Below are 12,656 nucleotides of genomic sequence, written 5' to 3' on the forward strand. Positions count from 1 at the left end.
TGGATATGGCCTGCGGCAAACCCCATGCCTCTTTTTTTGTAGACTTATCATGATTAACTTACGCAAGACCCGATTAACGGAACAGTTGCTGGCCCGGCTAGCACTGGGTGCACATGGTGCTTTATCGCTGGCCATGTTCTCTGGCGGCGCCAGCGCCGCCGAAGCACCGACCCTGCCAGCGGTGCTGGTGACGGCTGACAAAGCGGTCACGCTCAAGTCGCCAGCATCGATCGGCTCGAATCTGGACCTGACGCCGATGCAGACGCCGGCCAGCGTCGACATCATTTCCCGCGCCCAGATCGAAGAGCGCGGCGACAGCAACCTCGTCGACGCGATTACCCGCTCGGCGGGGATCAGCGGCATGGCCCATCCTGGTAATGGCGGCAGCTCGCTGTCGGCGCGCGGCTTTACGGACGCCACGTCCGTCATGCGCCTGTATGACGGTGTGCGCCAGTACGGCGGCATCGGCCTGACGTTTCCCTTCGATACCTGGTCAGTGGAACGCATTGAAGTGCTGCGCGGACCGGCCTCCGTCGTGTACGGCGACGGTGCCATCGGCGGCGTGGTCAACGTCATTCCCAAGAAGCCCACGCCCGGGGCCATCCGCAACGAAGTGCAGGCGACGATCGGCAGTGACAATACGCAGCGTATCGGCCTGGGCAGCGGTGGCGCCATCAATGACACGCTGTCGTATCGCGTCGACCTGAGCGGCAACCGTTCGGATGGCTGGGTCGACATGGGGCAATCGCGCGACCTCGCATTTGCGGGCGCTGTGCAGTTCGATGCGACGCCGCAACTGCGTCTGAAACTGAGCTATGCCCAGGGCTTGCAGCATCCCATGCGCTACTTTGGCACGCCGCTGGTGAATGGTCGACAACTGCCGGCACTGCGCGAAAAAAACTACAACGTGAGCGACAGCGTGATCCGTTACGATGACCGCTGGGGCGAGCTGGGCATGGAATGGACGCCATCGAGCGGCACGACCGTGCGTGCGCGCTTGTATGACATTCGCAGTGCACGTCACTACCGCAACGCCGAAACCTATGCGTACAATGCCACCACTAGGCTGATTGACCGCTCCGGCGACACGGAAATCCTCCACGACCAGGACCAAACCGGGGCGGGTGCCGACGTCTGCCATCGCAGCGTGTTGTGGGGCCTGAAAAACCAGGTGTCCGTGGGCTTCGACCTGAACGCCAGCACCTTCAAGCACACCAATAACACCTATGTTGGCAGCCCGGACCCGGCTGCGGTCGATCCATACCTGCCGGTGGCGGGCGTGTTCGTGAGCGCCGTGCCGACCATTCCCCGCTATCGCAACAAGGCCCGGCAATACGCCATTTTCGCCGAAGACCGCCTGGAGCTGACGCCATCCTGGGCCCTCTTGGCAGGATTGCGTTATGACCACGCGGAGATTTCGCGCCGCAATTTGATCAGTGCCAAGACGGAATTCGAGCAGACCTATGCCAATATCGGCTGGCGCCTTGGCAGCGTGTACGACCTGTCACCGGATCTAGCCCTGTATGCCCAGTACGCCCAGGCAGCCGATCCGGTCGGTGGCTTGTTGTCGATCAGTGCGGCCAACAGTAAGTTCGATTTGTCCACCGGCAAGCAGTTGGAAGTGGGCTTGAAACAGTCTTTCTGGCGCAAGCAAGGTGAGTGGACGCTGGCAGCGTATCAGATCAGGAAAAACAACTTGTTGGCCCGCGATGCGAGCAATCCGCAGTTGCGCGTACAGGTCGGTCAACGCTCGTCTACCGGAGTGGAAGCCACGCTGTCGCTGGTACTGGCGTCCGGCTGGCAACTGGACGCGAATGCCACGGTGCTGCGCGCCAAATATGATGATTTTGTCGAAGCAGAAGCCGGTGCAGCCGTGTCACGCGCGGGCAAGGTGCCACCAGACGTTGCCGAGAAACTGGCCAATGTGTGGCTGAGCTGGAATTTCCTGCCCGACTGGAGCGCCAGCAGCGGCGTGCGTTACGTGGGCCACCGCTACGCCGACAATGCCAACAGGATAGTGATGCCTGCGTATGCCACCACTGATTTTGCCCTGCGCTGGGAGGCCGCGCGCGATACCACATTGACGCTGCGCGCCACGAACGCCTTCGACAAACAGTACTTCACGACCGCCTACTACACCACCAACCAGTGGTTCAACGGGCCTGGCCGTCGCGTCGAGGCTACAGTGCATTATCGCTACTGATGGTTGTACAACGAGATAGGATGTCCGCCGTGATGTCCGGCGCCAAGCGTTTTTCTTACCAGCTGCACCGCTGGACGGGTGTGTTTGCCTGCGTCCTGATGGCATTGTGGTTTATCAGTGGCATGGTGATGCTATTTGTCGGCTATCCCAAGTTGACGCCCTGGGAACGACTGGTCAACATGCCGGCGCTGCAGCCGGCGACATGCTGCATCAGCCCGGACAAGATAGTTGAACAACTGGCCGCACCGGCCGGCGTGCGCGATCTGGTCCTGACGTCGGTAGGCGGCAGCCCTGTGTATCGCGTGCGGGACGACCGCGGCCACTTTCAGTTGTTTGATGCGCGCAGCGGCAAACCTGCCGGCCTGGCCGGCCCCGCTGAAGCGCTGGCTGCGGCGCAGGCTTTCCTGCCCGGCGCAAAGGCAGCTTATCTGGGCGAGGTACGCGAAGATCGCTGGACGCATTCACGGGGGCTGGATCCGCATCGACCATTGCACATGGTACGAATGGATGATGCCGACGATACGCTGTTGTATCTGTCGTCCGTCACGGGAGAGGTCGTGATCGATGCGCCGCGTACCCAGCGCCTGTGGAATTTCGTTGGCGCCTGGCTGCATTGGGTGTATCCCTTGCGCGAGCGCTCCACTGATCCGCTATGGAGCTGGACGGTGATCATACTTTCAGCTATCGCTACCGTGACGGCGCTGTCGGGTTCGTTGGTGGGTATCTGGCGCTGGCGTTTTACACAACGCTACAAGTCCGGCGCAAGGTCACCGTATCGCGAATCCTATATGCATTGGCACCACATCATCGGACTGCTCTTTGCGGCCATCGTGTGTACCTGGATCTTCAGCGGGCTGATGTCCATGAATCCCTTCCGCATCTTCGACGCCAAGGGCGAGCGGCCGGACCTGGCAGCCTATCGCGGCGGCACGCCGGCGACAGCTCGCCTTGCGCTGGAACCGCAACGGGCACTGTACATGCTGGAGGCAGAGGGATTTCATGCCAGCGAGCTTGAGTGGCGCGTACTCGACGGGCAGCCCTATCTGCTGGCGCGCGATGCGGCGGCGCGCACGCGCCTGATCGTGAACAGTGGCAGCAACGTGCAGGTGCGGGAACAGTGGGGGGCAGAGGCATTGCTGCACGCAGCCAGCAAGCTACTGCCTGGTATCGGAGCGGGCCATGCCTGGCTTGGGCAATACGATGCTTATTATTATGGGCGCCAGCCCGAGGCCATGATGGGCGCTGCGGAGCGGCGCCTGCCCGTGTTGTGCGTGCAGTTCCTCGATCCTCATGGAAATTGGGCCTATATCGACCCCTACACGGGCGACGTGGCGCTGGCGCTGGACCGGTCGCAGCGTGTGAGCCGCTGGCTGTTCAGTTTCCTGCACAGCTGGGATCTGCCGCCGTTGTTGCGCACGGGGCCATGGCGCGACGCGGTCCTGATCCTGTTGAGCATGGGGGGCCTGGCCCTGAGCGTCACCGGCGTCGTGATTGGCTTGCGTCGCCTGCGTATCTGGCTGCGCGACAAGGTGCGGCACAAGGAAAGGAGGATGGCATGAGTGACCCTCCGGGCTTCACCTAGAACGATCGTTATCAGACCATCGCCGTGTATGCACGGGACCAGGCCAGCAATGGCCGGCTTCACATGAGCGGCTCGATGGGCTGCACCCAGTGACGGTTCCACGCACGAGAACAGGCGACGGCCCCTATCTTTAGCGCGCTAAACCAAGGTTAGCTCTCAATTTTTTTCCACGCCATCCTGGCGCAAAAACGACTTGAATCAGGCATCTCATGAAAAAAACTTATCTGTGCATCTGCGTTGCTGCGGCCTATGCCACCAGCTTTGACCTCCACGCGCAAGCCGCAATTGTGCCGGTCGCGGATCTTTCTCCCGTTCCGTATGCAGCGGCCAACCAGACGGACACGCCGTCCGATCAAAAAGAGGGTGCATCAAGCTGGACGATTAAACAAGTTGTTGTAACTGCGAGGCGCGAGCGTTACACCGTACCTACCGCAGCGGCCGCTACTCGCACCGATACACCACTAATCGAGGTGCCGCAGTCGGTGCAAGTACTGACCCGCTCGCTGATCGAGGAACAGGACCGGCGCACTCTGGGCGAGGCACTGGTCAATGTTTCCGGCGTTGTCCCCACGCGATCCGAGGAGCAGCTATTGATCCCGCCGCTCGTACGTGGCTTTCCCGCCGAGGTCTATCTGGATGGCTTGCCGATTTACGCTGGCAACCAGCAGGCGTTCGATCCCACCAGCCTGGTGGGCGTGGAACGAATTGACGTACTCAAGGGGCCTAGCGCCACGCTCTACGGCGGCGGTCTGGGTACGCCGCTGGGCGGCATCATCAATATTGAATCTGTGCGCCCGAACGACAAGCTCGGCGGCTTCCTGGCGATGCGTGCTGGCAGTTTCTCCACTTGGGGGCCTTATGGCGATCTCAACGTGCCTCTAGCGCCAGGGATAGCGGCCAGGGTCGCGGCCGAATACCAGAGCAACCAAAGCTGGATAGATAAGGTCCATGGTCGACGCTGGTCTGTGCAGCCCAGTCTGTCGTTCCAGATCGATCCCCGGACTGATCTTCTGCTTCAGGCCCAGGCCAATCACCGCAGCCAACTGGAATACTCGGGCCTTCCTGCTGGGCAGGCACTGGCGGGGCAGATCGACCGCAACGCATTTCCTGGATCGCCGGTTGCACAGCCACTGACCACGAACGACAATCGGATGGGGCAGGCGACGCTGCGCCGTATCTTCTCCGACAATGTCAAACTGACTGTCAGTGGCCGCTATTACAATAGCGCGATCCGGCAGTATGGCAGCTTTGTCGATCCCGATATGATGCCGCCAGATCCGGCCACGCCCACCATCTATCCGATCCTCCCCATTACCATGATCACCGATACGAAGGAGGCGACATTCGACGCCAACTTGCTGGCAAAGGCCGAGATACTAGGGGGAATGCATACTTTTCTCGTAGGTGCTAACTATGACTGGACTCGTTTCTCCAGCAATATGGGACTATTCGTCAGTAACACGCCAGAGGGCAGCATCGACCTTGCCAAGCCGGTCTATGACGTCGTCTACACACCGCAGTTACCGGTCAACTCCCTCCAGACCGACCATTATCGGACGATAGCTTTTTATCTGCAGGATCAGGCGACCTACGGCAGGCTGCACGTGACAGGCGCGTTGCGCTATACGCAGCTCAAATTCGAGGAAGTCAGCAATATCGGGGTGGCGAATGAGGACACCTACCACCGCGTTTCGCCCAAGGTCGGGGCGACCTTTGATGTCGCTCCCGGTGTCGCGCTCTTTGCGGGCTATGCGACGGCCTTTCGCGCGGCATTTGGCTTCGTTGGCGTGGCTGTGCCCAAGCCTGAGACCTCGCGTAACGTCGATGGCGGCATAAAGCTGGCGTTACCGACAGCCGGCTTGTCGGGCACTATCGCGGTCTTCAACCAGACCCGCGACAATGTCGCCACGGCGGATCCGAACAATCTTGGGTTCAATATCCAGACTGGCCAGCAACGGGCACGCGGTGTTGAAGCAGACCTGATCTGGGAACCCACGCCGGCGTTCTCGTTGCTCGCCAATTATGCCCACACGAACACCAGGGTTACGGCAGATAATGCGATTCCTGTCGGCAGCGAATTGACCCGCGTGCCTCGCAATAGTGGGCGCATCGCTGCGCACTACCGCATCCTTAGCGGAGCGGCCAAAGGCTTGTCGTTCGGCGCAGGCGTAACCGCGCTCGGCGCCCGTCAGCTTACGCTTCCTAACACGCTGAGTGTACCCGGTTACGCAATGATCGACGCCCAGGCAGCCTATGACTTCGGACGATTTACGATACAGGCGTCCGTTGTTAATCTGGCTGGGCGACGCTCATTTGATACCTACCAGTATTTCGGAAACCCGCTCGTGATGCCGGCTCAGCCACGTTCTGCATTCATCATCCTCAAAACCAAGTTCTGAAAGCCGACAATGCTTACGAAGCACCACATCAGAAGAATCAGCCTATGTATCGCAGCGATACTGCTTTCGTCGACAGTTACTGCACAGATATCGACAGACGATGGGTTGATTATCCCGCTCTATCCCGAAGGCACAACCGTCTCGCTCGGCGTACCAGAAATCCGAGAGCATCTGGATAAAACAGGCGACACCATGATCCGCAACGTCAGTGAGCCCACGCTTGAACTGTTCCGTCCCGCGCCGGGCCAAGCGAATGGCACAGCCATGATTGTCGCTCCAGGCGGCGGTTTTGTTGGGCTGGGTTACGAGGCCGAAGGCACCGCGGTTGCGCGTCTGCTGGTGCAGCGTGGCGTCACCGCCTTTGTGCTCAAATACCGTACGATCCGAAGTGTTCCTGATGCGATGCAACTGCCCGAAGTTCATATGAAGGAGATGGAAGTAGTCATGGCGCGGGCTAAGAGCGGAGTTCCTATCGAGCTACCGCGCTTTGCCGGTGAGCAACACGCGGTGGAGGATGGCGCGCGCGCCATGAGGATCGTGCGACAGCGCGCGCCAGAATGGTGCATCGACCCCAAGCGGGTCGGTTTTATCGGATTTTCCGCTGGAGCATATCTCGCCGCGGATCTTGCCATTGGAGAAAAGGCTTCGAGACCTGACTTCGTCGCTTTGCTGTACGGCGGGTTACGAACGCCTGTTCCTGTTGATGCACCAGCGGCCTTCATCGCCGCCGCGGCCGATGACGAGTATCAGCCTAACGATGCCGTACAGCTCTACGCTGCCTGGCGGCAGGCGGGAGCAGCAGCCGAACTCCACGTCTACGAGCGTGGCGGTCATGGGTTCGACCTCAAGCAGAAAGGCACGACAAGTGACCACTGGTTCGACGAGTTGGCATGGTGGATGCAGTCTCGCGGTCTCATATGATCAAGGCTGCATTGCTGCGATAGGGATTTTTCGACTAGGACGTGTCTGACTCTCTTCACTGGAGCCGTAGCATCATTGTTGCCACCGACACGGCGGCGAGAAAGTTATGCCCGCGTTTTTTGAAGCGTATGGCGACAGCACGGAAGTCTTTTAATCGACTGATGGCCCGTCGGTTCTCAACCGCCACACCCGCCAACCAGCATGGAGGCACTGCTTTGTCCAAAACGTAGTGAGGGCTGCTCCAGTACCGGTCGTCGGGTGATGCCACCATGTGCGCCCGGACTGGATTCAAGACGATGTAGCGGGCCAATTCCAACAGATAATTTTCTTGCGGCACCAAGATGGCTTGATAGCGGCCTTGCAATACATGCCCGACAAGCTTGTGGCGCCGATTGAAATGCTGGGCATAAACGCCATTCAACTGGCGCATGCCCTATGACAGATTCGCTTCCGCCGTTTCAACGAGCAGATGATCATGATTACTCATCTGGCAGAAACTGTGCACGACAAAATGGTACCGCTCGCAGACCAGGGCTAGTACCTCTTGCCAGTCAAGGCGATCGGTATCGTCCCGGTAAATGGTGCCACGCCGGTCTCCGCGCGAAGTAACGTGGTAGAGGGCGCCGGGAAATTTGAGGTGTAGGGGGCGCGTCACGCGGTAGACGTTATCTGATCCGTACGCATTGGCACCGAGATCGCGCAGAGGTTGGGACATTGGCATGGCTAAGGTCGTGTCTGAATGACGAGAAATATGATCGCACGAAACTAAACACTTAGCGACCTCTCAATCCAGTAATTGTGTGTGGGGGGGGAGACAGGGGGGTAGCGCTCAAAAGTGAGTCGCATTTCATAGGGATGTTCTACGGACACCGTCTCCGCCAGAATCAAATAAAAAAGCCTCCCCTGCGGGAGGCTTTTTTATTTGTCTGGACGGAACGGTGGGATTCGAAGACGGAGCGCCCTGAAGGGCGCGCAGGCTCTCCGAATCGCCCATCTGCCGCGCCCCGCGCGGCCCCGTTGGCCGCGCAGCGGCCAACGCCGTCCCCTCATCTCAGGCAGTAGCGGCCAGTTCTCCCGCCGGCGCCACGCGCGGCGCGCGGCCAGCATCCATGCCGGCCTGGTGTGGTGGTCGACGCCAGCGGCACGCGCGCCGTCTTCGTGCGCCAGCGCGGTATCCACCCCGGCCGCACCGCCGTTCCTCGACGTGTTCGTCTATCAGTACGCCCATTGCGTCCAACCTTCCTACCATCAGGCTGACCTGTTGGTACAGGATGGGACGGGGCGCTACCAGATCGACGTCAAGGGCGAGGCCTGCACGGTCGAATTGCAGGAACGCATGGGCTTTTCGCCGTAGGCGGGGATTGACGGTCCCGTGGCGGCCGTCGTCAAGTCGGACCGGCCTCCAGTGTCCAGTGGCGCAGTTCGGGGAGCAGGTGAGCTGTCTTGCCCGCCGACAGCGTGACGCTGGCAGCCCCGCATACCCCTGCTGCGCGCATGCGCATACACAAATAATAATGATTCTCATTTATAATATAGTGCTATGGGGTGGCGATGGGTCGGCGCCATGGCGCCATGCGTGGTGAGGGAGGGCATAATGGGCAGTATGTATGGCAACGAGGATTTGATCGCGCATGAGCATCGCGTGCTGATGGGCGAGTATGGCCGGGCGCAGGCGCGCTGCAGTGCGCAGCTGGCTGCACAGGCGGCGCGCATCGCGCAGCTGGAATCGGAATTGATGCGCGCGCGGGCGCAGGTCGTGATCCGCGATACCAAGCTGGCGCTGGCGCGCGACGAGCTGGCCGAACTGGCGGCCAGCGTGCCGGGCTTGCCGACGCGCGCGAGGCTGGCGCGCCGGGTCGAATGGCTCGGCGAGCGCGTGCAGGACCTGATGCGCGAGTTGCTGCGCCTGCAGTGGCTGCCCGCGCCAGGCTTGCAGGCCGACGTGCGTGAAAAAGCCGTGCTGTATGTGGGCAGCTATCTGACTCAGGCTGCGGACGGCGCGCTGATGGCGCAGCAGGCCGTCGAGCAGGCAGGCGGGCGCTTCCTGCACCATGCGGGCGGCGACGATGGCGCCGACGACGTGGCGGCACTGGAAGCGGGTCTGGTGGCGGCCGACCTGGTGATTTGCCAGACGGGCTGCGTCAGCCACGACGCCTACTGGCGCGTGCATGACCATTGCCAGCGCACGGGCAAGCAGTGCGTGCTGGTGGACCAGCCGCAAGCCATGCATTTCATACGCAAGGAAGCACTGGCCGGCTGAGGCTCCAGCCGGGTATGTATACGTTCCTCCGCACCTTCAGGTAACACTATTCTTCGCATGATCCGCCGCTTTTTATGCGCCTGCGAGGCGCGCAGTCCCCTTTCATCCCTTCGGTTCGGTCGATAGTGCAAAGCCCAAGTCGTACCCGGCTCAATAACTACTGCTATTTTGTCCCTCTCCTGTGGGTGGGGCACTCCAGATTGCTCTGCATCAAGCGACACCTTGCTCATGTGAAACACAATAGATGCTCGGTCCGCTTTTATCTTCCTCACACAAGTCCTGGAGTCCATATGCCCAAATCCACGCATGTCGCCCAATTGTCGAGCTTTGTGTTCCTGTTGTGCGTCAGCCTGCTGTCTGTACCGGCTTCGGCCATCGCCGCGCCCCCATCGCTGCAGACCATGGCGCAGCAGTTTAGTACCTGCGCGCAACCATCTTTTCAAGCAGGCGAATTGCTTGACGAAGGCGTTACCGGCTTTGGCATCGACCTTGATGGCGATCGCTATTGGGTGGCGGTGATGGACAGGGTCGTATTGCCTTTGCAAGCCAGCCGTGATGCGCCGCCAGTGGCGACGCTAAGGCTGGACCGTCCCGTCGTTGAAGAGTTTCAGGAACAAATGGTGTGGCGCCAGCGCTTGTTACAGCATACGGCGAGCCTCATGGACGTGCCTGTGCAAGAGACGCCACTGGCTGACGGTGCTCGCTTGTTGACGGCAAATAAAAAAATACTCAAAGGGAAATACGCAGGCCTGTCGTTGATTGTCGATCAGAAGCGCCAATTATTTGTCCAGATCGAATGGGCCCGACTGCCCAGCTACACGACTATGCGGGAAGCTATTGCGATGCAAGAGGCTGTGTTGGCGCGTTTGCGAACCTGCTTGCCTAAAGTCTGATTGTGACGGAAGCCGATGGGGCGCCGCGCGGAAGCTGGCCAGCACAGTTGTCGATATCTCGCTGTCGGACTATCCACAACGCCGCCTGGTCATGCCGTGGATTGGAAGCACTGGCCGCTTCTTGACGCCGGGTTAATGCACGCTTAATCCGCAGGGGCCACAATGGCCGTCCATTCGACGTGATAGAGAGCGCCCATGCTGTCCCTGCAAATCGGCCCCCTGGCTTTGCCCACGGGCCTGGTCCTGCTGTTCCTTTCCCTGTGCGTCGCCTACGGCGTGGCGTGGTGGCTGCGGCGCTACCGCCAGCTGCCCGACGCCGGCCCCCTCGTTTCCGACCTGCTGATCGCCGGCCTGCTGGCGGCGCGCCTGGCGTTCGTGCTGCGCTGGCACGAACAATACTTCGCGGCTCCCTGGTCCATTTTGAATATCCGCGATGGCGGCTTCCTGGCGCCGGCCGGCGTCGCCGCTGCGCTGGCCATCGCCGCGTGGCGCTGCCGGCGTCCCGCCATGGCGGCCATGCGCCGGCCCCTGGCCATCAGCGTCGCGTCCGGCGCGCTGGCCTGGGGTGTGTTGAGCGCAGGGATGTCGCTGGCGTATGACAAGCCGACGGCCTTGCCGGCCGTGGCGCTGCAGGCAGTCGATGGCACGCCGACGACCCTGGCGGCGCTGGCCGGCGGCAAGCCGATGGTGGTCAACCTGTGGGCCAGCTGGTGCCCGCCATGCCGGCGCGAGATGCCCGTGCTGGCCGCCGCGCAGCAGGCGCGTGCCGATATCGTCTTCGTGTATGCAAACCAGCGCGAGGATGCGGCGGCCGCCAGCGCTTTCCTGGACAGCAGCGGCGTGACCCTGCGCAATGTGGTGCTCGACAGCGCGGCGGCGCTGGGCAAGGCGGCCGGTTCCTCGGCCCTGCCCACCACCCTGTTTTATGACGCGCAGGGGCGCCTGGTCGATACCCACCTGGGCGAATTGTCCGATGCCTCGCTGGCCAGCAAGCTGCAAAAAATCGCACCGCCCGGTTCTCTCTGATAGTATACCCCCCTATAGTATTTATCGAGGTGAAATCATGGGACACACGGCGCATAACAAGACCAAGCTGCTCAATCGCGTGAAGCGCATCCGCGGCCAGGTGGAAGGCCTGGAGCGGGGCCTGGAAGAGGGCCGCGACTGCGGCGAAGTGCTGCAGCTGATCGCCGCCGTGCGCGGCGCCGTGAATGGCCTGATGGCCGAAGTGATCGAAGAACATTTGCGTGAGCACGTGGCCAGTCCCGATATCTCCGGCGAGGAGCGGGCCAGGGGTGCCGACGACATCGCGGGCATCCTGCGTACCTACCTCAAATAATCCGCCGGAGAGACCAGCATGAAACTGCAACATATCGAGGAAGATCTGTCCGCCTGGCAGCACGAACACGTCTTTGGCGGGGCCAGCGACAAGGCTGAACGCCGCGCGCGCATCGTCATGTGGATCACCCTGGCCACCATGGCGCTGGAGATCGTCGCCGGCTGGTGGTACAACTCCATGGCCCTGCTGGCTGATGGCTGGCATATGAGTTCGCATGCGCTGGCCATCGGCCTGGCCGCCTTTGCGTATGCGGCGGCGCGCCGTTATGCGCGCGACCCCCGCTTTGCCTTCGGCACGTGGAAGATCGAGGTGCTGGCCGGCTACACCAGCGCCATCCTGCTGCTGGGCGTGGCCGTGCTGATGGTGGCCGCTTCCGTCGAGCGCCTGCTGTCGCCGCAGCCCATCCACTATCCGCAGGCCATGGCGGTGGCAGCCTTCGGCTTGGCTGTCAACCTGGTGTGCGCGCTGATCCTCGGCGGCCACCACGACCATGATCACCACCATGGCCACGAGCATCACGACCATCATGATCACCACGGCCACGGCCACGGCGAAGACCTGAACATGAAGGCCGCCTACATCCACGTGCTGGCCGACGCCGCCACGTCGGTGCTGGCCATCGTTGCGCTGGGCGGCGCGTGGGCTTACGGCTGGCGCTGGCTCGATCCCGTGATGGGCATCGTCGGTGCCGTGCTGGTGGCGCTGTGGGCGAAAAAGCTGATGCACGAGACGGGCAAGGTCTTGCTGGACCGCGAGATGGACCACCCCGTGGTGGACGAAATCCGCGAGGCCGTGGAGGTGGAAAGCGCCGGCGACACGCCGCGCATCGTCGACCTGCACGTGTGGCGAGTCGGCAAGCAGCTGTATTCGTGCGCCTTGTCCGTCGTCAGCCGCGACCCCACGCTGACAGGCGCCGAGCTGCGTGCGCGCATCGGCATCCACGAGGAAATTGTCCACAGCACCATCGAGATTGTGCGTCGCCCTTGATAATGATGGTGAAAAAAGCAAGCTGATGCGGGGCGTAGGCAGTATAATGTCGGCTTTTACAGCACGCGCTGT

At 61.4% G+C, this 12,656-nt stretch carries 12 protein-coding genes; 10 read left to right on the plus strand and 2 right to left on the minus strand.

Annotated features, from left to right (window positions below):
- Nucleotides 1-49: 49 nt before the first annotated feature.
- From C8C92_RS11300 to C8C92_RS11315, 4 genes are all read left to right on the plus strand, one after another.
- Complete coding sequence (locus tag C8C92_RS11300; RefSeq protein ID WP_116743919.1) at nt 50-2,203, plus strand: TonB-dependent receptor; 2,154 nt, start codon at nt 50-52, stop codon at nt 2,201-2,203.
- A 20-nt stretch (nt 2,204-2,223) separates the two neighbouring features.
- Nucleotides 2,224-3,762, plus strand: coding sequence for a PepSY domain-containing protein (locus tag C8C92_RS11305; RefSeq protein ID WP_116743921.1), 1,539 nt, complete (start codon nt 2,224-2,226; stop codon nt 3,760-3,762).
- 232 nt (nt 3,763-3,994) lie between these two features.
- Entirely contained in the window at nt 3,995-6,184 is a 2,190-nt protein-coding gene (locus tag C8C92_RS11310) for a TonB-dependent siderophore receptor (RefSeq protein WP_099759812.1), read from the plus strand.
- Between the two features lie 9 nt (nt 6,185-6,193).
- Entirely contained in the window at nt 6,194-7,105 is a 912-nt protein-coding gene (locus tag C8C92_RS11315; protein ID WP_099759811.1) for an alpha/beta hydrolase, read from the plus strand.
- Nucleotides 7,106-7,160: 55 nt separating this feature from the next.
- On the opposite strand, the gene C8C92_RS11320 is transcribed toward C8C92_RS11315, so the two are convergent.
- Entirely contained in the window at nt 7,161-7,535 is a 375-nt protein-coding gene (locus tag C8C92_RS11320; RefSeq protein ID WP_099759810.1) for a hypothetical protein, read from the minus strand.
- A 3-nt stretch (nt 7,536-7,538) separates the two neighbouring features.
- Nucleotides 7,539-7,826 (minus strand): transposase, encoded by a 288-nt coding sequence (locus C8C92_RS11325; protein WP_347708467.1) that lies wholly within the window; start codon nt 7,824-7,826, stop codon nt 7,539-7,541.
- 399 nt (nt 7,827-8,225) lie between these two features.
- On the opposite strand from C8C92_RS11325, the gene C8C92_RS27210 reads away from it, so the two are divergent.
- From C8C92_RS27210 to dmeF, 6 genes are all read left to right on the plus strand, one after another.
- Nucleotides 8,226-8,459: a hypothetical protein gene (locus C8C92_RS27210; RefSeq protein WP_133250738.1), complete on the plus strand. Its 234-nt coding sequence runs from the start codon at nt 8,226-8,228 to the stop codon at nt 8,457-8,459.
- Nucleotides 8,460-8,699: 240 nt separating this feature from the next.
- Nucleotides 8,700-9,365: a DUF2325 domain-containing protein gene (locus tag C8C92_RS11330; protein WP_306594669.1), complete on the plus strand. Its 666-nt coding sequence runs from the start codon at nt 8,700-8,702 to the stop codon at nt 9,363-9,365.
- A gap of 290 nt (nt 9,366-9,655) precedes the next feature.
- A complete protein-coding gene (locus C8C92_RS11335; RefSeq protein WP_099759809.1) occupies nt 9,656-10,258 on the plus strand; it encodes a hypothetical protein in 603 nt (200 codons plus the stop codon).
- A gap of 195 nt (nt 10,259-10,453) precedes the next feature.
- Complete coding sequence (locus tag C8C92_RS11340; protein WP_116743923.1) at nt 10,454-11,284, plus strand: TlpA disulfide reductase family protein; 831 nt, start codon at nt 10,454-10,456, stop codon at nt 11,282-11,284.
- A gap of 37 nt (nt 11,285-11,321) precedes the next feature.
- Nucleotides 11,322-11,597, plus strand: coding sequence for a metal/formaldehyde-sensitive transcriptional repressor (locus C8C92_RS11345; RefSeq protein WP_034756961.1), 276 nt, complete (start codon nt 11,322-11,324; stop codon nt 11,595-11,597).
- An 18-nt stretch (nt 11,598-11,615) separates the two neighbouring features.
- Nucleotides 11,616-12,584 (plus strand): CDF family Co(II)/Ni(II) efflux transporter DmeF, encoded by a 969-nt coding sequence (gene dmeF / locus C8C92_RS11350; RefSeq protein WP_116743925.1) that lies wholly within the window; start codon nt 11,616-11,618, stop codon nt 12,582-12,584.
- Nucleotides 12,585-12,656 lie beyond the last annotated feature (72 nt).

The sequence above is a fragment of the Janthinobacterium sp. 78 genome (genome assembly GCF_003096775.1).
Lineage (GTDB): Bacteria > Pseudomonadota > Gammaproteobacteria > Burkholderiales > Burkholderiaceae_D > Janthinobacterium > Janthinobacterium tructae.

Bases quoted from the DNA above. Each gene is read 5' to 3' on its own strand.
- C8C92_RS11315 (WP_099759811.1), top strand. From the start codon at position 6,194: ATGCTTACGAAGCACCACATCAGAAGAATCAGCCTATGTATCGCAGCG.
- C8C92_RS11345 (WP_034756961.1), top strand. From the start codon at position 11,322: ATGGGACACACGGCGCATAACAAGACCAAGCTGCTCAATCGCGTGAAG.
- C8C92_RS11330 (WP_306594669.1), top strand. From the start codon at position 8,700: ATGGGCAGTATGTATGGCAACGAGGATTTGATCGCGCATGAGCATCGC.
- C8C92_RS11340 (WP_116743923.1), top strand. From the start codon at position 10,454: ATGCTGTCCCTGCAAATCGGCCCCCTGGCTTTGCCCACGGGCCTGGTC.
- C8C92_RS11335 (WP_099759809.1), top strand. From the start codon at position 9,656: ATGCCCAAATCCACGCATGTCGCCCAATTGTCGAGCTTTGTGTTCCTG.
- C8C92_RS11320 (WP_099759810.1), bottom strand. From the start codon at position 7,535: ATGCGCCAGTTGAATGGCGTTTATGCCCAGCATTTCAATCGGCGCCAC.
- C8C92_RS11305 (WP_116743921.1), top strand. From the start codon at position 2,224: ATGTCCGCCGTGATGTCCGGCGCCAAGCGTTTTTCTTACCAGCTGCAC.
- dmeF (WP_116743925.1), top strand. From the start codon at position 11,616: ATGAAACTGCAACATATCGAGGAAGATCTGTCCGCCTGGCAGCACGAA.
- C8C92_RS11325 (WP_347708467.1), bottom strand. From the start codon at position 7,826: ATGCCAATGTCCCAACCTCTGCGCGATCTCGGTGCCAATGCGTACGGA.
- C8C92_RS11310 (WP_099759812.1), top strand. From the start codon at position 3,995: ATGAAAAAAACTTATCTGTGCATCTGCGTTGCTGCGGCCTATGCCACC.
- C8C92_RS11300 (WP_116743919.1), top strand. From the start codon at position 50: ATGATTAACTTACGCAAGACCCGATTAACGGAACAGTTGCTGGCCCGG.